Genomic DNA, 20210 nt, shown 5'->3' with positions numbered 1-20210 from the left:
ACCATCAAGCCAATACGGCGATGCTGTCTAACTTAATTCTCTTGAAAGGTGGAATATCACATGAACGCAATCAACAAGTTCTTTCTCGTTTTCTCTGTAATCGTTTTCTCTGCTTTCGCACAGGCCGAAGGCGTGAGCCAGGAAGATATCGAGCGTGGAAACAATCCAGCGATCGAAACCGTCGATCTTGGTATCAGCAACTAAGCTGACCACAACGAAAAGGGGCGGTCACCATGACCGCCCCTTTTTTGTGCCTGACCAGGCCAACAATTTTCGCCCATCGGAAAGCATTAAGTTGAGCGGTAGAATGCCGCTCTTCAGGTGAAAGACACCAAAACCAGTAGCCCGCAAAACACACTGATCACGGTAGCCACTCCGGACAGGTCTTCAGCGCCAGCGCCGCCCGTTACCCAACGCCTTAACGCCTTTAGAAAGCGCTTGGGCGTGTAGATGTTTTTGCGGTAATTGCTCTGGTAATAATGTTCAAGAAACAGTGGCATTGATTCACTATCGAAGCGATGCCAGAGCTTCAGAACACCAAGAATATCCTTGCGGCAGGCCCAGCTCTGGACAGATGATGGCAGCCAACTCAAGGGGATAGCTGAGCCAAAATCGATGATTGCAGGCTCGCCGCGCCCCGACACCAGAATGTTTCCGGAATTGCCGAGGTCCATGTGGGCAACCCCATGCTTGTGCAGGGTCTTCACATCACTGAAAAGTCGTGAAAAAAAGTTGTCCGGTACACCCTTGCCCGCCGCAATTTCCTTTACCGGCCTTCCCTCTATCAGACGATAATGGATGGTAGGCGAAGCGTCTGATGGCCGGCTGACTTGATCAGGCGTGAAATCCAGGTGCTCGACTTTTCTCAGCATCCTGAATTCGTGGGACGCGAGAAACTGGAAGTAATTCCCGAGCAGGCCCCGGGAGAATCTGAAAGCCTTGTAAACGTGCCTGTTGCCGCTGTTGTCGGCGTTTACAGAGATGATTGGTTTGTACCATTTCTGGTCAGTGGCATCGGTGATTGCAGCAGGCTGCCAGCTGGACCTCATCGACGGGCAGTTCGTTTGGCCGTTCATTCCCCCTCCCAACTCCAAGATATGCAGATTTTTGGGCAAGCTGGCCGGATCAATCCTGGTTTAACCGGGCCCCTGCCGATGCCGCAACTCGCGACATCTGCAGAGGATTATTGGAAGTTTTCGGGAGGCTGAATAATTCCGTTGCGGTATCTTTGTCATCACGAAAAATGATGACTGAACTATTACTCGTTTCAGGCGATGGCTTTTACCGCCGAATGGCCACAGGGCGAGTTGGTCATAATGTCGTGCCAGCGCTCGCGAAGGAGCCGTTCCACGTGGTTTCGCAACCAGACGATTCCGGGATCACGGTCGTGGCGTGTGTGCCAGATGAGATACAGACTGGTTGGATCTACTTCGAAAGGCAACTGCCCCATCCATAGCCCATCCACGAAGCCACAGTCCTGGCTGATCAACTCGGGAACCGCGGCGATCAGGTTCGAATCCCTGAGGACCTGGGGAACAATCGAAAAATGGTTGACCGTCGCGGCAATTCGTCTGCTCTGGCCCTTCTGATCAAGGTAGCTGTCCACGAATCCGTGTGCATCCCCCGACATCGTCACAAGCAGGTGCCGGGCCTGGAGGAATTCATCCATGGTGATCTGTCGGCCAGCCAGCGGGTGGTCTGCGCGCATCGCCAGGACATACCCACCTTCAAATAACCACGTACTTCGCAAACTGTGATCGTGTTGGGTAAGCATGCCGACCGCGAGATCAACATGCGCCTCGCGCAAATCTTCGTACGTGCCCTCTGGCGTATAGGGGACGGCATGGATATCAACGCCCGGCGCCTGGTCTTCAAGAAGTTCAATCAGCTGCCGCCAGATCATTTCAACAGTCACATCCGTTACTGCTATGCGAAATTTCCGCTTGGACGTGGCCGGATCAAATTGCGTGGCACTGACTGCATTCGTCAATGCGTACATGTGATCGCCCACCTGATCCCACAGGCTGAGCGCGTAGGATGTTGGTTCGATATTACGACCCTTTCGCACAAACAATGGGTCGTTCCAGATCTGGCGCATTCGGGAAATCGCATTGGATACGGCAGGCTGAGTCATGGAAAGTCGATCAGCCGCTCGGGTCACGGAGCGTTCGGTCATGATCGCATCAAAAATGTACAACAGCTGAAGTTCTTGCGTTTTCATTCAACGTTCCTGAAGGATGGACCCTGACAAGTCTGGCCCGGAGGGGCCTGAACCGCAATTGCAGTATGAAGAAGCCCCCCGATTGGGAGTCCGCTGGAAAGGTTTACAAGTTTCCTTTCACGAACGTTCTCAATTCACTCAGACTGCCGGCACCGGTTTTCTGGGCAATCACGCCGCCATCCTGAAACAGTGCCAGGGTCGGGATGCCCCTGATCCGCATTTTTGCAGTTACATCGGGACTGTCGTCGACGTTCACTTTGGCGATGGTCAACTCATCGCCAAACTCATCAGCGATTGCCTCCAGCATGGGAGCCACTGTTTTACAGGGACCACACCAGGGTGCCCAGAAATCGACCAGCACAGGGCGATCACTCTGTACAACGTCCTTCTCAAAATTTACATCGGTTACTTCGATCATGTTGCTCATAAGTTCAACTCCTTTAACAAATCGATTGGTTCACACACTGAAGCCATATGCTGAGCAAAACCAATTACTGGACGGTATAAGTTCTATTTCCCGTAATGATGAGTGTCTGTCCGGACTTTAAAGCCGTTTGCTGAATACCAGCCCGCCCCAAGCCAGCGTGCGATTTCCCGTTCCGGATTTGATTTCGGAACTCTGAACACGCAACACATAACTGAGCTCGGTGCCCGCCAGGAAACTGTGGGTATAACCAGCCCATACTTCAGCCAGCAAGATGCTCAGATCATTGGCATCCAGTTCATGGTCCGATTCACGAAACTGGCCCTGGAGAAAGGCGTTATAAGCGCGTGCTTTCACCGACACCCCGCCCCAGAAATAATTCTCCCGTCCGCCAGGTGCGGAAACTCCGGGCGCTCGCTCACCGTAGGCCATCAGCTCGGGGTTAAATCGGTTGTCCGGAGAGGAAATCAGGCCATCCCGGAATACCAATGCTGCTCCAAACTCGGTCAGGTATCCGACCGATCCGAAATACGTCACTTTATACTTTTGATCCGATTCGCTGCCATCCAGGTACTGATGATATGCCGCCGAGTACCGGAAAGTCGGCTCACCACCATTCGAGATCTGATGGTCCCAACCGTTCGCGCGGTCGCTACCTACCACCTTGTGAACCGCGTTCTGGCCGGATTTGAATACATCAAGACCCAGAACACCCAAGGTCATGGATGTGGTCCAGCCCGAATCGACCCCGAGAGCCTGGTAACTCTGGCTTGAAGACAGGTAGACCAGACTGCTGTAGGGCCGATCGCTACGATCAATCGCGGATTCGTTGATTTCCTCAGGGGTGAAGCCATAAACCCCCAGTTCAAGCGCGGCGCTTTGCGGACTTCCAACCTCTTGGCCCAGATAGGGCAGCACGAACCTGTCCAGCCCCTGACTCACCCTGGACACGGGGTTACCCATGAACTCCTCCGAGTTTGAGGAATAGGTAATCGCTACACCGGCGGTGTAATCCCGATCCGTTTGCGTTGGAGCGAACAGGTCGTTGTCCGTGGAGAGCGCAAGCACCGAGTCTGCAGACTCGGCCTGAGCAGATGAAGCCAGAACAGCCGCTACAAGAGAAACGGTTAAAAATCGAAAAATCATAGCCAACTCCGGAATTGTGTCGGTAGAAAAGTTGGCTGCTATTTTTCGAATACCGGGCCCTCAGAACTAATCAAGCGTCGATATTTAAAACATCACCTCGGTTTATAGATAAGTAGTAATACGTGCGGTTTTTGTGCAGTCATCATCGATCCCCATCACTGGTAATGATGTTTGCCATACCGTTTCAGAATTATTCCCGAACATTGTTCAGTCCCACAATTTGCTCATCTGATATCCGACCGATTCCGGCATCGGAGTCAGCTGAACCAACTTAAACTGTGGAGAATTGAAAATGCGTAAATTTGCACTGGTTACCCTGGCTTCCCTTATTACTGCGGCTGCCCTGCCCGCTCATGCGACCCTCGCAGACCGTAAATCTGATCAGCCCCGCTCCGAACAGGCTCAGCCCGCTCCCTACAGCGGCCAAATTGTGATTCGTGGTGAGATTCAGGATCGCGACGCCAAGAGCGATACTGCAAATCCGGCCCCGTACAGCGGTCAGATTGTTATCCGTGGCCAGGTACAGCCCGAAAGCCACGGCTGAGTTTTAGATGTTTCATTTGCGTCTGGGCACCAGGGACGGTGCGTTTTTAATTTCGCGTTACGGCCGGAACGATGAATGTGTAAATTCGATGATTTCGCGAACGACGTCAGGTTTTTGTAAAAGCCGGCTATGGCCATATCCCGTTGTCTGCCTTAAACGGCTCCGCGGAAACGCCTCGTGCAATGCACTGGATTCGGCAACCGGAACTTCTGAATCGAGCTCATCATGAATCAATAACACGGGTGTCTCGATTGAGGGAGCAAGCGAAATCAGATCCAGTCGATCAACGCTCAATCCAACCGTTTCCTCCATATCGCGAACGAAAAGACGTTCACTCCGCTGGCCCAGGTTTACAAACCTGGCGAAACGGCTCAGGACGCCCTCAATCGTTGCCGGGCCTGAAACCAGTACCAGGCGATCAAAGCAACCCCTGATGGATTGAGCATAAACAAGTGCAGCGGCACCCAGTGAGTGACCGACACCAACATCAAAAGACCCGTCCACGTATTCATGGGCTTCCAGAACTGCCTCTATAAACCGCCCCGGATGCGATTTGGCAGCCTGTGACTCGCCATGCCCGGCCGGATGAACCGCAAAAATGGTGTATTCACCAGGATCGAACTCACTAATCAGATCCTTGAATTGGCCGATCCAACCCGACCACCCATGCAGGACCAGAATTTTCTTCGGGCCATTCCCATAAATCGAGAGCAAGCCGTCATTACTCAGAGGCACGACCCTCTCGAAGAGCTCGCGAGATGACGCGCGCCGTTCGGCCTTGATTCGGGGCATGGTCATAAGCTCGACCGCTTTTGATGCCGCGCTGGATGGCAGCAATCGGCTGTAAACACCGAACGCAGCCTGAAACATATTCAGAGAAAGGTTCATTTCCGTCTTCCTAAATTAGTTGAACACTGATTCGTCACTGCCATAAAGTGTATATACATCTTCTTACGCGATGCAAGCGCCAGTTGTTCGTTTCTTGTACACAAAGTCGCCTTAAGCGCCGTGCTCAAACAGATGGCCAACTATTCCAACCGTCCTGCCGCTTTGACTCTGGCAAAAGACCAGAGAATGTCACTCACATTCAATAGGAAGGAGACAGTTCATGTCCGTCAGTTCGCCAACTACATCGTTCTCTTTATACCACTACCGTGCATGCCCTTTTTGCGCGTACACCCGCTCTGCGATGAAACACATCGACATCGCAGTGGAAGAACGTGATATCGCCAGAAACCCTGCCTACCGAGCGGAGTTGATCAAAGGTGGCGGTCGAGCACAGGTTCCCTGCCTGAGAATCGAATCAAACGGAAAAGTCCGCTGGCTCTACGAATCCCAGGATATCGTTCACTACCTGCAGCGCCATGCTGCCCAGACGGCTGATCACGAACAAACCTTGTGAACGATCCTCACAACATACAGGAGAGCAAAATGCTCAAACGAAAAGTTGATGTTGCCATCATTGGCACGGGCACAGCCGGTATGGGTGCCTACCGCGAAGCTCGCAAATATACCGACAGTATTGCGCTGATTGAGGGGGGCCACTATGGAACCACTTGTGCGCGTGTTGGCTGCATGCCCAGTAAGCTTTTGATTGCCGCTGCAGAAGCCGCCCACGGCGCAAAGCATGCCGGGGTTTTCGGACTAAATGTCCCGACGGTTGAGACTGACGGTGCGGCGGTCATGGATCGGGTAAAAAGAGAGCGAGACCGTTTCGTCGGGTTTGTTGTCGAAGATGTCGACGAGTTTGATGATAGCCACAAGGTCCGTGGATATGCCCGATTCGTGGACTCCCATCGTTTGCAGATTGATAACGGTCTTGAAATCACTGCCGACCGGATTGTTATAGCAACAGGTTCCAGACCATTTATTCCTGAAGTACTTGAGGGCGCGGGTAACCGCCTGCTCGTTAACGACAATGTATTCGAACTGGAGCAACTTCCGACATCCGTACTTGTTGTCGGAGCCGGAGTTATTGGCCTCGAACTCGGACAGGCCCTGAGCCGGCTGAACGTCAACGTTACGATGCTCTCCCGCATCGACTCGATCGGAGGAATTGCCGACTCCGAAATCCGGAAAATTGCGGCGGATACTTTCCAGTCCGAGTTTGATCTGGTCCTTCACGCGGAAGTCCTCGCAGCAAAAGAAACCCTGAACGGTGTGCAGGTAACCTATCGAACGTCCGGAGGCATCGTTCACACGGTAGTGGTTGACTATATTCTGGCGGCAACCGGTCGCACTCCGAACACTGACAAGCTTGGCCTCGCGAGTACCGGCATTGCCCTGGACGCCCGCGGCGTTCCCACCTACGACCGGCACACAATGCAAACCAGTGCACCGCACATCTTTATCGCAGGTGACGCTAACAATGAGCTGCCCCTACTGCATGAGGCATCAGATGAGGGGCGTATTGCGGGAAGCAACGCGGGCACCTTTCCCTCCGTGGAAGCCGGCCATCGACGGGCCGGGCTGGGGGTCGTCTTTTCAGACCCCCAAATTGCCAGCGTGGGCAAACGAGCACACGAACTGGTGCCACACACCTTCATCACCGGGAAGGTCAGCTTTCACAATCAGGGAAGAAGCCGGGTGATGGCAAAAAACCAGGGCATGCTGAAAATCTACGCAGACAAGCACAGCGGCATTCTACTGGGCGCAGAAATGTTTGGACCGGCAGCGGAGCATATCGGTCACCTCCTGGCCTGGGCCGTGCAGCAGTCTCTGACAGTAAAAGAGATCCTCGGGATGCCTTTCTATCACCCGGTTATTGAAGAAGGTGTTCGCACCGCCTTCCGGGATGCCGCAGAACAGCTCAGAAAGACAGAACAGGAGGAGGCATCCCATGCAGTTGCTTGAACTGTTCAGGCGTTACCACACACAGGCGGCAAAGGTTGCCCTTGTAGTAGGTTCGATTCTGTTGCTGATCAACCAGCATGATGCGTTGTTCGGATATCAGGAAGTTCAATGGCTGCCGGCAGTCTTGACCTACTGCGTTCCGTTCTGCGTTTTCATGCTCGGTAAGCTGTCCAGCGAGCGGGATTGCCAGAAATCTTCTGGACTCAATGTGCCCGTTTCAAGGTACCGTTAACCATCTGGATTTCGCCGCGCTGTACCTCAGTGCGGCGAAATCATTCTTGAGGCAATTGCCTTTGCCTTAAGAGCCGCATCCAGATCGCCTTCAACGTGGGCCTTCACAATGGCCCCTTCTTTCAATAAAAACAGTGCATTAGCCAGTTCTTCTGCCTCAGTTTCTGAACTACAGACATCCCGGGCGTGAACCTTCAGGAGCTCGAAAACCCGTGCTTTGTGGGCCGCGCATCGTTTATGTACCGGGTGCTCGGGATCACTGTACTCACCGCAGGTATTGATAAAGAAGCAACCATAGAAACGATGCAGTGTTGGTACGCGGTTATTAAACCAATCGTGAACCGCATCGAACATCTCCATGAGTGCCTCTCTTCCCGCTGGCCGACTGTTCATTCGCGTCTCAAGCCAGTCGAAAAACAGATTGTCCCGGTGCTCGACTGCTGCCTCTACCAGGCTGTCCTTGCTCTCAAAATGGTTGTAGAGCGTCTGCTTTGCGACGCCTGCTTCCTGAAGCACCTGGTTGATGCCGATGGCATGAATACCATGCTCATAGAACAGCCGCAGTGCCGTGTCGACCAAATCCTGCCTTCGTCCCATCGTCAAAACTCCAATTTATTCGTTGAATATATCTTGACCAAATTAGACAGATCTGTCTAGAATTAAAAATAGACCGACTTGTCTACTTCAAGAAATGCCACTCAGCACAGTGAAACAGGGTGTTTTTTGACTGGTGTTTTTGTCGGTTTGACTTGCGAACCACCAGTGAACGAGACACGGAGAAGAGCACGATGGACATTCAAATCAAAACCACCCGAAAGGCGCCCGTGTTTGGGCTAGAAGCTGACTTGATAGATGGCTTGCAGACCGGGCACCCACAAGCCTTTGCGGAAGCTTACCGGGAATATCATCCAGTGATGCTGAGGGTTGCGGCCAAGTACACCTCTGCAGCCGTTGCCGAAGATATCGCCCAGGAGGCCTGGATGGCGGCGATTGGAGCCATTGGTTCTTTCCAGGGCCGTTCGTCACTCAAGACCTGGCTGTGCCGGATCGTCACCAATAAAGCCTTCAACACGTATCGGGAAAACCGTAAGGAATTTCCGGCCACGCCTAGCCTTGCAATGTTGTCCGATAACTCACTGGACAACCAATTTAATGGCGCCGCCGGGCATCTAAGCGAACCGGAGTTGGCTACCCAGACTGCAAAGGTTCAGGAACGCATTCGCGTTGAAATGAAGAATATGAACCGGGATCACGCCAACGCGATTCTGCTCAAGGGCATGAGCCCACTAACCGGCTCGCAGGTTTCTGATGTGCTCGAGATTTCCCACGGAAACCTGAGAGTCATCCTGCACCGTGCACGAAATGAACTGGCCGCCCTGCTCTAATCCAGGCGGCCTGTTCACTGTGTTTTGCTGAAACTGGAGAACCCTTATGAGTACCCAACGTCCACCACTACCTCCGTTTACCCGGGAAAGTGCCATTGAAAAGGTCCGCCTTGCCGAAGATGGCTGGAACAGCCGGGACCCGGCGAAGGTTGCCCTCGCCTACACAGCGGAGACCCGCTGGCGCAACCGGGCGGAGTTCGCCAATGGCCGCAAACAGGTCGAAGAATTCCTCACCCGCAAATGGAATCGCGAACTGGATTACCGCCTAATCAAGGAACTCTGGGCCTACACCGACAACCGCATCGCCGTGCGCTATGCCTACGAATGGCACGACGACAGCGGAAACTGGTTCCGATCCTACGGCAATGAAAACTGGGAATTCGATGCCGACGGCCTTATGCAGCGACGCTTCGCGTGCATTAATGACAGCCCTATCAAAGAAACAGACCGTCTTTTCCGTTGGCCCCTCGGGCGCCGACCGGATGATCACCCCGGCCTCAGTGACCTGGGTCTCTGATCGCTAACTGATTCAGGAGATAACACATGTCTGCTCTCACCCAAGGCACGCACCACATCGGCCTGACCGTATCCAAACTCGAAGAAAGTGCTGTCTTTTTTACTCAGCTTCTGGGTTGGAAAGAAGTGTTCCGTAAGCCCTCATACCCTGCCATTTTCGTCAGCGATGGCTCCATCATGCTGACCTTATGGCAGGTTAAATCCAATCATCGCGTGGAGTTCGACCGTAGATCTAATGTCGGTCTTCATCATCTGGCTCTGGAGGTGGCAAATGAGGAAACGCTTCAGCAGATCCACCAGAGAGTTTCTGATTCAGGACTTCGAATCGAATTTCCTCCGGAAGACGTCGGCGATGGGCCTTCCAGGCATATGATGTGCTACGAGCCCAGCGGAATTCGCATCGAATTTTTCTGCAAGGGCTCTTAAAGCTTACACCCCTGGAGGCACCACTAAACGGTTGTACAATATCGATAAAAGGCATGGTGCCTGGCCGCTAGACTGAGATTTTGGCGGCCAGCTCGTTTCTCGCTCGGTGCAAAATGACTCGCAGGTTTCCATGGGAGATCTCCAGCATGTCGGATAGCTGCGAGCCCGTCAGCAAAGTCATGCCTTTCAACAGAATCGCGTTGGCGTGATCCCGGTTAATGTTCTTCATTTCGATACGAATGCGCTCCTTAACCTTTGACGTCTGTACCGCCAATTCCGGTTCGCTAAAATACCCGGCGGTGCCATTAAATTGGTTGTCCAGTGAGTTATCGGACAACATTGCAAGGCTTGGCGTGGCCGGAAATTCCTTACGGTTCTCCCGATACGTGTTGAAGGCTTTGTTGGTGACGATCCGGCACAGCCAGGTCTTGAGTGACGAACGGCCCTCGAAAGAAGCAATGGCTCTTATGGCCGCCATCCACGCCTCCTGGGCGATATCTTCGGCATCGGCTGCAGAGGTGTACTTGGCCGCAACTCTCAGCATCACTGGATGATAGCTCCGGTAAGCTTCCGCAAAGGCTTGTGGGTGTCCAGCCTGCAAGCCCTCGATCAAGTCGGCCTCTAGCTCAAAAAGCGGGGCTTTGTGAGTGTTTTCAGATTGAATATCCATCCTGTCATTCTCCGCCTCTTCGTGATTGGTAGCTCGCATCAATAGATGCAATACGCAACCAATTTAGAGGTAATCAGAGATAGCAGCATGCTTCTGGGTGAATCGTCTTTGAACTACCCGTGCAGGCTTTTCAAAAAGATTGGTGGCGAAAACCGATCGAAATGACGGTCAGAGACAAAGGACAAACCCTTCGATCATTCTGTCTCAGCGAGGGCAAGCGGCATTCGAGGCATGTCGAAATTCGTGGGGGGTCAAGCCAAATTGGGACTTGAAACGCCTGCTGAAGTGAGTGGAGTGCTGGAACCCCCAACCCAGTGCAATTTCAGTGATCGTTCGGCCCGACATGGCTGGATTCGAAAGATCTCGCTGGCAGCGAAGCAGACGCTGATGTATCACATATTGCAGTGCCGTTTGACCTTGTGATTCGAACAGAGAGTGTAGGTGCCTCAAGGAAATACGGTGCGCAATTGCAATGTATGGCAGCGATAAGTCAGGATTACCCAAATGCCTGTCAATAAACTGCTTGATCTGAATCAGCTGATGTCGTTCGCAAAACTCGCCGCGACTGGTCGGCGGTCCAAGGGTGCTGACCATTGTGCCAATCAGAGCGTCCGTCAAAGCCTCGCTGTTCTCCAGTTTTCCAGATAAAAATTCTGGCGCCATGGATTGAATCAACGAACACAACATGGATGCCGTCGTGGAACCTTTGGCGTATTTGTTGTTAATCAAATGCCAAGAGCCTGGCAGCCAGTTGCGTAAACGTGCCAAGGGCATGAGCACCGAGATTTTCTGGAGTTTTTCCGTGACCTCAAACTTAATTGGGCGCGTTGTATTCCATAAAAGCACATCGCCAGCCACCAACTCAAAGCATCTCGAATCGATCGTAAACCTTTCGCGCCCTGAAAGAACCAATTGAATGATGACTGTTTCCAGATCATCGCTGGAAATTTCTCTAGCGAGGCGACTACCGCCACAGGGATCACAAATGCAGTTCACCACTTCGAAGTTACCGACAGAGCGATAAGCGACACTTGCCGAGAAGTCAGCAAGTGCAGCCTGCCTCGGCTTCCAAAGCCCATAAACGGAGTTCAGTTTTTCAGTCCACTCATCGTACGGAATGGAACTTTCGTCATAGAGGGGACCACTTGCGTCTTTCGTCTGAAACATTACCGGCCCCGTTTGTTGTAATATGCAACTAATATTAGATGAAACGGTCACCAGAATGAAAGACATTGTTGACGTCTATCGTCGCCAGTTAGCACAAGCGCTACCTCGTTTGTTTCAGACATTCTGCAGACTTTTCAGCACGATTCGCCACCCGCTCTCTCACTTGTAGTAATAGATTAGAGCCCTCAACTAATCGATTCTCTTCTGCGAACGGGTAACGTCATGGACAAAACGATCTCGGGGCTGGCTGCAGTGATCAGTGCGGCCTTTCTTTTCTCGGCAACAGCTCATGGCTCCGAAGGTCATGCTCCAATTATCAAACAGGTAACGGATCGCGGGCTGAAGGTTGTCTCTTCCTTCAAGGCCGTTGACGGTATGACCGGCTACATACTCGATTCGAACGGTTCTCCGGTCACTCTGTACGTTACCCGAGATGGAGAGCATGGATTTGTTGGAACGCTGATCGATAAGAAAGGTTCAAATCTCTCTGCTCCCAGAGTTCAAGAGCTTTTCCATGATGCAAAAAATCAACAGGCCTGGGCAGAGCTCGAAAACAGTCATTGGATTCAGGACGGTGACCCGAACGCAGAAACCGTGGTTTACGCCTTTGTAGACCCGAACTGCCCGTATTGTCACAGGTTTCGCACAGCCGCATTGCCCTGGCTTAAAGCCGGTAAAGTTCAAATCAGGCATATCGTAGTCGGAGTGCTTGCCAGCGACAGTGTTGCGAAAGCTTCAACAATTCTGGGTTCGAAAAAGCCCCACGGCGCGTACATCAAGAACTTTGAGACCTTCAGAAGTGGGGGCATTGTGCCTGTCCATGATGCTTCTGAGCGCGGAAAAGCCCTGGTAAACGCCAATAATCAGCTGATGTCCGAACTTGGTGTGACTGCCACTCCCGGAATCTATTACAAAGATGGTAGCGGGAATGTGAGGATGCGGCTTGGTCTGCCGCCGGAGAGTGAGCTTAATCTCATCATGAATCTGTGAGATTCAACTTGGGACGGCTAGCATGATGGGCAGTCGTCCCTCGTAAAGGTCAGCAGTGGGTTCATCAGTATTCTGGCGGGCCAAGAAACGTACTGGTTTCAGCAATCAGTTCGCCCTTCCGATTCAGCATGCTGACCTCAAAGACGATGTCATTGGCGCCGGCATCCAGGAGACTCGGTGGAAAAGCTACGGAGAATGGCACCTCAACCTTCTCTCCTGCTTCCACTACAACACCTCCGGGCCCAGTAATTACAGATCCTTTGAAGCCTCTAACGCTAATCACCAGGTACCTCGGACTGCTGTCTTTGTTGGTGAGCTTGAGCAAATAACTGTTTTCAATGTTGCCCTCGCTTGTAAAACGATACATTCCCCGGTCCCTCTCTACGTCGAGTGTCACCAGTGGCCGGGATGCCACGCCCCAGGCAAAGAGACCGATCATCAGAACCAGGAATGCGAAATATCCCAGAAGGCGTGGTCTCAACAGGTTGGATTTTTCACCTTTCAGTTCACGCTCGCTGGCGTAACGCACCAGGCCACGGTCATACCCCATCTTGTCCATGATCGAGTCGCAGGCGTCGATGCAGGCCGCACACCCGATGCATTCCATTTGCAGACCATCGCGAATATCGATCCCGGTCGGACACACCTGCACACACAGCTGGCAGTCAATACAATCGCCGAGTCCACTTGATGACGACGCAGCGTCCTTTTTCCGCGACCCTCTCGGTTCACCTCGGGCTGCGTCATAGGAGATAACCAAGGAATCTGCATCCACCATGGACGATTGGAACCGACCGTATGGGCACATGTGAAAACAGACCTTCTCCCGGAGCCAGCCGGCATTCAGATAGGTAGCTGCCGTAAAAAACAGAAGCCAGAAAACAGCCCACCCGGATGCTTCCATGGCAAAAAGATCACCGACAAGATCCCGTATGGGCGTGAAGTAGCCTACAAACGTTATTGCCGTTAGCAGACTGATCAGTAACCAGAGCCCATGTTTGGAACCCCGGCGAGCGATCTTGTTCAAACTCAGAGGCGCGGCATCAAGCTTGATTCTTCTTGAGCGGTCCCCCTCTGTCAGTCGCTCTGCCCACAAGAAGACCCAGGTCCAAACGCTCTGGGGGCAGGCGTAGCCACACCATACCCGTCCGGCCAGCACGGTAAGAAAGAACAGACCGAAGGCACAAATCAGGAGGATTCCAGAAAGCAACACAAGGTCTTCTGGCCAGAACGTGGCTGAAAATATGTGGAATTTCTTTTCGGAAAGATCCCAGAGTACGGCCTGCCGGCCATCCCAGTTCAGCCAAGCTACGCCAAAATACAGGGTGAAGAGTACAAACCCGCCGGATACCCTCGAACGGCGGTAAAGTCCGGAAAAACTTCGCGGCTGAATTTTCTGTTCAGGCCCATGAGTTGTTGATGACGATTCAATTTGCTTAACAGAGATCAGGCGACTCATTCGCTGCACACCTTGCCACATTTGATCAGAAACGGATGGCAGGAGGATAATCGCTCGCTTTAAATAGGGGCAGGACCACTTTTTTAATAAACAATAGGGACAGATAAGGAATCTTCAGGACACCAGTTCAGATAACCGGTGCAAAGCGGCAACCCGGGGGCCATTCCAGGGATGGGCAAAACTGATTCTAAGGCAGTTTGAAAACTTCCCTGACACCGAGAAGAGGCTGCCAGGGGTGATGACAATGCCCTCTTTCAGAGTTTCGGCGTAAAGACTCAAGGTGTCGACCTCTGGAGGCAACTCTACCCACAGAGCCAAGCCCCCAAGCGGCGCCGTCGCACGCAAAGGCACCGGCCAGTCTCCCAGAAGAGTCAGCAAATGATCTCGCTGCTGGCGCAAACTTTGACGATAGCGCCGGAGGAAGGATGAGTAGCCACCCTCAGCAATAAAATTCGCCACTCCTTGTTGTAAAAACCGACTACTCGCCAACTGGGAAGTCAGTTTGAGTTGAATAATTTGCTGGTGCCATCTTCCTCCAGAAACCCACCCCAAACGGAGATCTCTCGAAAGCACCTTGGAAAAAGAGCTGCAATGGATGACCCGGTCAGATTCATCAATCGCTTTCAGAGTGTCGGGTACGTTTAGCCAACCCGAATCGCCGTAAATGTCATCCTCGATAATGGCAAGTTGATGTTGGTCGGCTAGCGCGAGGAGCCGCACGCGGGCTTCATGAGGCATCACAGCGCCGGTGGGTGTAGCAAAGGCCGGTGAAACCACGCAGGCTTTTACGTCCCAGGTCTGGAGAGTCTCCTCAAGCGCCTGTATATCCATACCACTGTTCGGCGATGCCGGTATCTCAACTACTTTGAGCTGAAGTTGTTCAAGTAACTGAAGCACGCCATAGAACCCGGGTGCTTCCACTGCAACCACATCACCGCTCTGGCAAACGGCCATCAAGGCAAGGAAAAGGGACTGTTGGCAGCCAGATGTAATGCAGAACTGGTCTGCTTCAGCGGGCCATCCTCTTCGGGCTGATCGCAGGGCAAGCTGGGATCTCAGCTCCGGGTCACCAGCCGGCTCGTCATAATATTGAAAGCTCACCGATTGACGCCTCAGTGCCCGCCCGATCGACCGGTTAAGTTGAACAATGCCTGGCGGCGTTACTTCGCTGCGTTGATCAGGGAGCAAATCAAAAGCAGCGCTTCGGGTCATGATGTCCTGAAACACCTGGCTCACCGAAACAGGTTTGGGTGCGGCGAGTGTCGAGGCTTGTCTGGGGGGCTCGAACTCTCGATGACCAGGTGCAACGAAAAAGCCGCTGCGCTCCCGAGCCTTGATCAATCCCTGAGCTTCAAGTCGCTGCAGTGCATGCTGAGCCGTAATCTTGGAAACGCCTTGCTGGTGACAAAGTGTCCTTATTGAAGGGAGTCGTTCGCCAGCTTGCCAGCGGCCACTTTCAATACTCTGTCGCAGAGTATTCTCAAGTTTCTGGTATCTCGGCAATTCGACCGTCATTGTGTAATTCTTCTCCAAGGCACGTTCAAACGATTCATCTCAGTTGCGAACAGAGTACAAAACACTCGCTATTCCCGCATAAAAAAAGCCGGGCTTGAACCCGGCAAACTGAGTTTACTCTGAACACCGCCAACAACTCACGCTAACTGCGATACCTTCTCTTTCAAACCATCTATCCAGTTAGTCAGGTCCTTCAGGGACTTGGAGCCTGCCTCCTGGCCCATGAACTGGTCTCGTCTCAGCAGAACCAGGGTCGGAATGGCTCTAACGCCGAACTTGGCAGCAAGATCATGCTTCTGGTCCACGTCCACTTTTACCACTGCAGTTTCAGGGTTCAATTGACTGAACTGCTCCAGAACCGGGTTCATAACCTTGCACGGTGCACACCAGGGAGCCCAAAAATCCAGCAAGAGCCACTCGTGCCTGTTGGCAAGATCTCCCAGTTCGTCAAATGTATTCAGGTTTACGATCGGCACAGCGGATATCCTCCGGACAATAACTTCAATTAAGAAAAAGGGCGTACCCGGCGAACACTATCGATGCGAGGGAGAATGCCGAATACGCCAAGGGGTGAAAAATTCTGGATCAGGCTCTTCTCAACCGGTCGCCAATCAGCTTGTCCAATGAGAACAGGCCAGGCCCACACATGGCCAACGCCATCAGGATCAGACCCCAGACCACATGATAAAGCTCGGCTGCCGGCGCGATCATTGCCAGGCTGATTACCGCAACAATGTTGATGACAAACAGCCCCAGGGAAGACACCAGAGAAAGCAGGCCAAGGGCGAGCAGGATGGGAAATACCAGTTCCCCGAACGTGGCCAGGAAGGCAGCCAACTCCGGGCTTAACAGCGGCACGCTGTATTCTTCTTCAAACAAAAACAGCGTCGTCCCCCAGTCATCAACCTTGGTGAGGCCGGCTTTGAAGAACACCCATGCCACGTAGAGACGCCCAAGAAGCAGTGCAACAGGTAGCAGGCCTCGGACGATTCGCTGAACCGAATCATTTAATCTGTAAAAACTGTAAGCTAAGGCTTTCATATCAATCTCCTCTCAATGAATGGTTCTGGCGCCAACGATGACCCTTTTTGAGATCATGTCTTGCAACCAACCGGTAAAATTCGTTTCATTCAGAACATCGTCACCGAACGCTTCGGCAATACTTGGCTGTTTTCTGAGACGATCGAGCAGCGCAATTTCCTTTTCAGAAATGGCTTCTGCCATCCCTCGCCAACCCGCTCGATAAATCAGGGCGTTCTGGCCTCGGCCTTTGGCGATCATTCTTTTTGCCTGAGCAAAACTGAGCGTGTCTTGAGGGGTATGGCTTTTGTGTGCTTCCCATATGCTGACGATTGGATAAACGGACCTGAAAAACTGAAGCCCGCTATTGAGAATGAGCTGACAAGAAGAGAGATCCTCGCCAATCGCAGAAAAGCTCTCGAAGTCCACTTCTTGATACTGGCAACGCTCGACCCGCCCCACGTAATTGTCGAGTCGCGCCACATCGGAGAGGTAGGGAACCCGATCTGAAATCCGGTGCGAGATCATCCAGCTAGGAAATCCCCAGCCGAAATCACTCCAGTCGCCGCTCTGCTTCCGGATCATTCTGAAATAATCCAGGGCCAGTTCCTCAAAGGCCGCCGGTCCTACCAGTGCCTTCACCGTCGGATAACTGAGCTCAAGGGCTCGAACCGCCTTGGCCTCCACCCCAAATCGATACACCTCCGAATTGGGCAGCGCCGGTTGGTTGGTACCGCCAAACAGGAACGCCAGAAACTGACTCTGGTAATCAGACAGATTCATGGCTGCACTCCCTGCTCAATACCCGGCGTTGTGCTTTTCTGGCTTTGGTGGCTTCCCCAAGAAGTTTGCGCCACGACGGGAGGTTGTTGTCCCATTCAATCAACGTGGGCCTTGGGCCAATCTCTCGAACCACTCGCTCATAGGCGTGCCACCCGGCCTCGGATACCGGGCAGGCATGGTCATCGATCAGTAGCTCTTCCCTATCCACGGGCGTAGAACCTGCAAGATGAATTTCCGCAATGGCGGCGTGGTCGAGGGACTCAACGTAACGGTCAACAAAATCAGCCGGTTCGGCGACTTGCGCATTGCGGGCGTTCACCATCACGTTATTGATATCAAGGATTAAGCCGCAGCCCGTGAGGGCAACGATTTCATTCAGAAAAGCGGCCTCGTCGAAATCATTGTGGTCAAACTCGATGTACGCACAGACGTTCTCAACAGCGATCTGGCGGCCCAATGCCTGTTGCATTCGGTCAATGTTGTTAACCGCATGCCGGAGACTGTCTTCGGTGTAGGGAATGGGCAGAAGATCACCACCGTGAAAGAGTCGTCCACCAATCCTTGCCCAGGTAAAACACAGGTGGTCTGACACCAATATCGGATTCACCCGGTCCACAAGACGTTTGAGTTGCTTGAGGTAATCGTCAGGAATAGCCTCAACGGACCCGAGGCCTGCCGAGGTGCCATGAAGGCTGATTGGCGTGCTTGCCGAAACCTCCTTCAACAGATCGACAGCGATTCCTGCCTCCGCGAAGAAATTCTCCGAGTGCACCTCAAGAAAATCTACCGAAGGGGCGTGCTCGAGAACGTCCTGATAGTGGTCCGGTCGTAACCCTACCCCAACAGTGCTGCTCCCGAGTTCCGGCCTGGCTGGGACTATGTCCTGACGGTTACTCATGCCGCTTAACCTTTGCTTTTCTCAGCAATGATTTTCAGGGCCGTTTCCTTGTCAAAGCCACCCAGGTCTTCACAGGTGCCCTTCTCGACAATCTTGTACTCACCCGGGTCGTTGGCGACTTTCGACTGCCCTGCACAGGAGTGCGTTCCCGCAAGGTTCGCACAATCGTTACCGCCAACCGGTGAGATGCCGTAACACTTTTCCTTGCCCCCAGCATGTGCCAGGGGTGCAGACATGGCGCCGGCCAATGCGGCGGCCAATGCCGCGCTCAAAAGAAGCTTCTGGTTCATATCGATCACCTTCAAAGTTTGGTTAAGGGTCCTTGTTCTGAAAGAGCAAGGACCCCGGGACTTGGTCAGATCACTGGTATTGAATTACAGGTCGGCTGCTTCAACCGTACGGATTTCCGGCCAGATCTCGTTAGCGCTCTGAATGTAACCAGGAACGTCGGTCAGCCAACGCTTCTGAGTATCCTTGTTGAGATTCAGGTAGAGCTTGTTGTCTACAATTTTCCAGGCTTCAGGATCTGTCGGCAGCTTCTTCTCTACAGTAACGCCGAAAGCGCAGTAACCACCGTACTGGGGTGCATAGGCACTGGGATCAGCACGGAACAGATCACGATTCTCTGCATTGGAGAAGTGGTAGATTGCGTTCTTATAGGTGGCAGTGTATTCCGCAGAACCCTTGGTGGCTTCTGAGTCGGAGAAGTAAGCCACCGGGTCGTAGCCGCTGATAGCAACATCATTGGCATCGGCGTTCATATCGATATCAGCAGCGAAAGCACCAAAAGCTGCGCTCATGGAAGCAATAGCAACGAAGGTACGAAGTTTCTTGAAACGAGTCATTGGGTATCTCCTTTGAATGAATGATGACTACGTTTGAAACATTAAGGCCTGGAGGGGTACTGAATGCGTACGATCGTTCAAACTTCTATGCCAATTATCTGGAGTGCTTATGGACAGGCTTTCTTACATTCTCGACCAGCTTAATGTGAACGCCGGCGTGTTCTTTCGGGGCCAGCTTTGCGGGCTTGCCTCCTTTGAAGAGGAAGGAACCGGCTACATCCACGTCCTCCGTTCTGGAGAGCTCGACATCACTACAGCTAACAGGGAGAAGATAACGTTAAAGGAACCAACCATGATCTTTTCGGTGCGCTCTGAGCCGCACCAGCTTTTCGGTGGCAACCGCGAAGGTGCAGAAATGATCTGCGCTTCAATCAAGTTTCAGACCGGGTCCCGAAACCCCGTCGTAGAGGCACTTCCATCCTCTGTAGTGCTTCCACTCTCGTCGGTTCAGGGTCTAGGCTCCTTTGTGGACGTTCTGTTCACTGAAGCGGAAGAGGCGCAAGAGGGGCGAGACGCTGTTATGAATCGGCTGGTGGAAGTCATCTTTGTGAATGTACTTCGGCACATTGTTTCGGAAGGAGATACATCGAAAGGTGTCTTGTCGGCCCTGGCAGACAAACAACTGAGCAAGGTACTTAGCTGGATTGACCGAAACCTGAATGGGGATCTTTCCGTAGAAAGGTTGGCTGAGATTGCCATGATGTCTAGATCAACATTCATTCAACACTTTAAAAACGTGCTTGGACTGGCACCCGGGGAATACGTTCAGAATGCCCGGATATCTGCAGCCAAGAAACTTATCCTGAGAGACAAGCCGATGTCGATTATCTGCTTCGAGGTGGGATATGAGGACGCATCGGGCTTTTCTCGGGCATTCAAAAAGAACACCGGCATGACGCCCAGGGAATGGAAGAAGCTGAACGCAACAGCAGCGGAAGCAGAAAATGCTGCAGTTGCAGAAACAATCCAGGTCGCTTAAACACTCTACAGTGTCTAGTCCTGAAATAGGTTTACACCTACTTCTATCGAAACGCCCGGTGCACCGCATCGGGCGTTTTGTATTTGAGGGCCAGATGTGGCCGTCTTGTGTTATAGGTCTGCACGGACTGATCAACCA

27 protein-coding genes are annotated in these 20210 nt (G+C 52.6%); 10 read left to right on the top strand and 17 right to left on the bottom strand.

Translation table 11 applies throughout. The features are described 5' to 3' along the window. Positions 1-60 precede the first annotated feature (60 nt). The gene (locus tag FMN52_RS19835) at positions 61-204 is read left to right on the top strand and encodes a hypothetical protein (protein WP_162851846.1); all 144 of its coding nucleotides are present in this window, start codon (positions 61-63) and stop codon (positions 202-204) included. 113 nt (positions 205-317) lie between these two features. Here the strand turns inward: FMN52_RS19835 and FMN52_RS01580 are convergent, their stop codons facing one another. From FMN52_RS01580 to FMN52_RS01565, 4 genes are all read right to left on the bottom strand, one after another. Further along, a complete protein-coding gene (locus FMN52_RS01580) occupies positions 318-1076 on the bottom strand; it encodes a hypothetical protein (RefSeq protein ID WP_148606980.1) in 759 nt (252 codons plus the stop codon). Between the two features lie 191 nt (positions 1077-1267). Continuing rightward, positions 1268-2221: a LysR family transcriptional regulator gene (locus FMN52_RS01575; protein ID WP_148606979.1), complete on the bottom strand. Its 954-nt coding sequence runs from the start codon at positions 2219-2221 to the stop codon at positions 1268-1270. 103 nt (positions 2222-2324) lie between these two features. Continuing rightward, the gene (trxA, locus tag FMN52_RS01570) at positions 2325-2648 is read right to left on the bottom strand and encodes a thioredoxin (protein ID WP_148606978.1); all 324 of its coding nucleotides are present in this window, start codon (positions 2646-2648) and stop codon (positions 2325-2327) included. A gap of 117 nt (positions 2649-2765) precedes the next feature. After that, positions 2766-3791, bottom strand: coding sequence for a lipid A deacylase LpxR family protein (locus FMN52_RS01565; RefSeq protein ID WP_148606977.1), 1026 nt, complete (start codon positions 3789-3791; stop codon positions 2766-2768). Positions 3792-4083: 292 nt separating this feature from the next. On the opposite strand from FMN52_RS01565, the gene FMN52_RS01560 reads away from it, so the two are divergent. Further along, positions 4084-4335: a hypothetical protein gene (locus FMN52_RS01560; RefSeq protein WP_148606976.1), complete on the top strand. Its 252-nt coding sequence runs from the start codon at positions 4084-4086 to the stop codon at positions 4333-4335. 57 nt (positions 4336-4392) lie between these two features. On the opposite strand, the gene FMN52_RS01555 is transcribed toward FMN52_RS01560, so the two are convergent. Beyond that, positions 4393-5223 carry an alpha/beta hydrolase gene (locus FMN52_RS01555; RefSeq protein ID WP_148606975.1) on the bottom strand — a complete coding sequence of 277 codons (831 nt, stop codon included), beginning with the start codon at positions 5221-5223 and terminating at the stop codon, positions 4393-4395. Between the two features lie 220 nt (positions 5224-5443). Here FMN52_RS01555 and FMN52_RS01550 point away from each other — a divergent pair, with 220 nt between their 5' ends. The 3 genes from FMN52_RS01550 to nrtS are packed head-to-tail and all read left to right on the top strand — an operon-like array spanning position 5444 to position 7420. Further along, a complete protein-coding gene (locus FMN52_RS01550) occupies positions 5444-5737 on the top strand; it encodes a glutaredoxin domain-containing protein (protein WP_148606974.1) in 294 nt (97 codons plus the stop codon). Between the two features lie 29 nt (positions 5738-5766). Next, positions 5767-7188, top strand: a complete 1422-nt coding sequence (locus FMN52_RS01545) for a dihydrolipoyl dehydrogenase (protein ID WP_148606973.1) — start codon at positions 5767-5769, stop codon at positions 7186-7188. Continuing rightward, positions 7175-7420, top strand: coding sequence for a nitrate/nitrite transporter NrtS (gene nrtS / locus FMN52_RS01540; protein WP_148606972.1), 246 nt, complete (start codon positions 7175-7177; stop codon positions 7418-7420). The genes FMN52_RS01545 and nrtS overlap by 14 nt, the downstream gene beginning before the upstream one ends. Before the next feature lie 26 nt (positions 7421-7446). On the opposite strand, the gene FMN52_RS01535 is transcribed toward nrtS, so the two are convergent. Next, positions 7447-8016 carry a TetR/AcrR family transcriptional regulator gene (locus tag FMN52_RS01535; protein ID WP_148606971.1) on the bottom strand — a complete coding sequence of 190 codons (570 nt, stop codon included), beginning with the start codon at positions 8014-8016 and terminating at the stop codon, positions 7447-7449. A 191-nt stretch (positions 8017-8207) separates the two neighbouring features. Between FMN52_RS01535 and FMN52_RS01530 the strand changes: the two genes are divergently transcribed. Genes FMN52_RS01530 through FMN52_RS01520 form a run of 3 tightly spaced genes read left to right on the top strand, consistent with a single transcriptional unit; the run spans position 8208 to position 9746 of the window. Next, positions 8208-8804 (top strand): RNA polymerase sigma factor, encoded by a 597-nt coding sequence (locus FMN52_RS01530; protein WP_148606970.1) that lies wholly within the window; start codon positions 8208-8210, stop codon positions 8802-8804. 46 nt (positions 8805-8850) lie between these two features. Next, positions 8851-9321, top strand: a complete 471-nt coding sequence (locus tag FMN52_RS01525; RefSeq protein WP_148606969.1) for a nuclear transport factor 2 family protein — start codon at positions 8851-8853, stop codon at positions 9319-9321. Between the two features lie 26 nt (positions 9322-9347). After that, positions 9348-9746, top strand: coding sequence for a VOC family protein (locus tag FMN52_RS01520; protein WP_148606968.1), 399 nt, complete (start codon positions 9348-9350; stop codon positions 9744-9746). Between the two features lie 67 nt (positions 9747-9813). Here the strand turns inward: FMN52_RS01520 and FMN52_RS01515 are convergent, their stop codons facing one another. After that, entirely contained in the window at positions 9814-10416 is a 603-nt protein-coding gene (locus FMN52_RS01515; protein WP_148606967.1) for an RNA polymerase sigma factor, read from the bottom strand. A gap of 204 nt (positions 10417-10620) precedes the next feature. Continuing rightward, complete coding sequence (locus tag FMN52_RS01510) at positions 10621-11583, bottom strand: helix-turn-helix domain-containing protein (protein ID WP_148606966.1); 963 nt, start codon at positions 11581-11583, stop codon at positions 10621-10623. Positions 11584-11805: 222 nt separating this feature from the next. Between FMN52_RS01510 and dsbG the strand changes: the two genes are divergently transcribed. Beyond that, on the top strand, positions 11806-12573 hold the full coding sequence (dsbG, locus tag FMN52_RS01505) for a thiol:disulfide interchange protein DsbG (RefSeq protein WP_148606965.1): 768 nt from the start codon (positions 11806-11808) through the stop codon (positions 12571-12573). A 64-nt stretch (positions 12574-12637) separates the two neighbouring features. Here dsbG and ccoG read toward each other — a convergent pair whose 3' ends face one another. The 8 genes from ccoG to FMN52_RS01465 form a co-directional block, all read right to left on the bottom strand. Then, entirely contained in the window at positions 12638-14032 is a 1395-nt protein-coding gene (gene ccoG, locus FMN52_RS01500; RefSeq protein WP_148606964.1) for a cytochrome c oxidase accessory protein CcoG, read from the bottom strand. Positions 14033-14146: 114 nt separating this feature from the next. Continuing rightward, positions 14147-15547: a PLP-dependent aminotransferase family protein gene (locus tag FMN52_RS01495; protein ID WP_148606963.1), complete on the bottom strand. Its 1401-nt coding sequence runs from the start codon at positions 15545-15547 to the stop codon at positions 14147-14149. 137 nt (positions 15548-15684) lie between these two features. Continuing rightward, positions 15685-16023: a thioredoxin family protein gene (locus FMN52_RS01490; RefSeq protein ID WP_148606962.1), complete on the bottom strand. Its 339-nt coding sequence runs from the start codon at positions 16021-16023 to the stop codon at positions 15685-15687. 109 nt (positions 16024-16132) lie between these two features. After that, the gene (locus FMN52_RS01485) at positions 16133-16588 is read right to left on the bottom strand and encodes a DoxX family protein (protein ID WP_148606961.1); all 456 of its coding nucleotides are present in this window, start codon (positions 16586-16588) and stop codon (positions 16133-16135) included. A gap of 12 nt (positions 16589-16600) precedes the next feature. Beyond that, entirely contained in the window at positions 16601-17350 is a 750-nt protein-coding gene (locus tag FMN52_RS01480; protein ID WP_148606960.1) for a DNA-binding domain-containing protein, read from the bottom strand. After that, positions 17337-18248, bottom strand: a complete 912-nt coding sequence (locus tag FMN52_RS01475) for a DUF692 domain-containing protein (protein ID WP_148606959.1) — start codon at positions 18246-18248, stop codon at positions 17337-17339. Before FMN52_RS01475 ends, FMN52_RS01480 begins: the two co-directional genes overlap by 14 nt. A 5-nt stretch (positions 18249-18253) precedes the next feature. Then, on the bottom strand, positions 18254-18538 hold the full coding sequence (locus tag FMN52_RS01470; protein ID WP_148606958.1) for a DUF2282 domain-containing protein: 285 nt from the start codon (positions 18536-18538) through the stop codon (positions 18254-18256). 84 nt (positions 18539-18622) lie between these two features. After that, a complete protein-coding gene (locus FMN52_RS01465) occupies positions 18623-19093 on the bottom strand; it encodes a YHS domain-containing (seleno)protein (RefSeq protein ID WP_148606957.1) in 471 nt (156 codons plus the stop codon). A 109-nt stretch (positions 19094-19202) separates the two neighbouring features. Between FMN52_RS01465 and FMN52_RS01460 the strand changes: the two genes are divergently transcribed. Continuing rightward, positions 19203-20072 carry an AraC family transcriptional regulator gene (locus tag FMN52_RS01460; protein ID WP_148606956.1) on the top strand — a complete coding sequence of 290 codons (870 nt, stop codon included), beginning with the start codon at positions 19203-19205 and terminating at the stop codon, positions 20070-20072. 43 nt (positions 20073-20115) lie between these two features. Here FMN52_RS01460 and FMN52_RS01455 read toward each other — a convergent pair. Further along, positions 20116-20210, bottom strand: a 95-nt coding sequence (locus FMN52_RS01455) for an integrase core domain-containing protein (RefSeq protein WP_148606714.1), incomplete at its 5' end; no start/stop codon positions are given.

Origin of the sequence: Marinobacter sp. BW6, assembly GCF_008107725.1 — a bacterium.
GTDB lineage: Bacteria > Pseudomonadota > Gammaproteobacteria > Pseudomonadales > Oleiphilaceae > Marinobacter.
The sequence above is the reverse complement of the archived record's forward strand: the minus strand, read 5'-3'. Positions and strand labels throughout refer to the sequence as shown.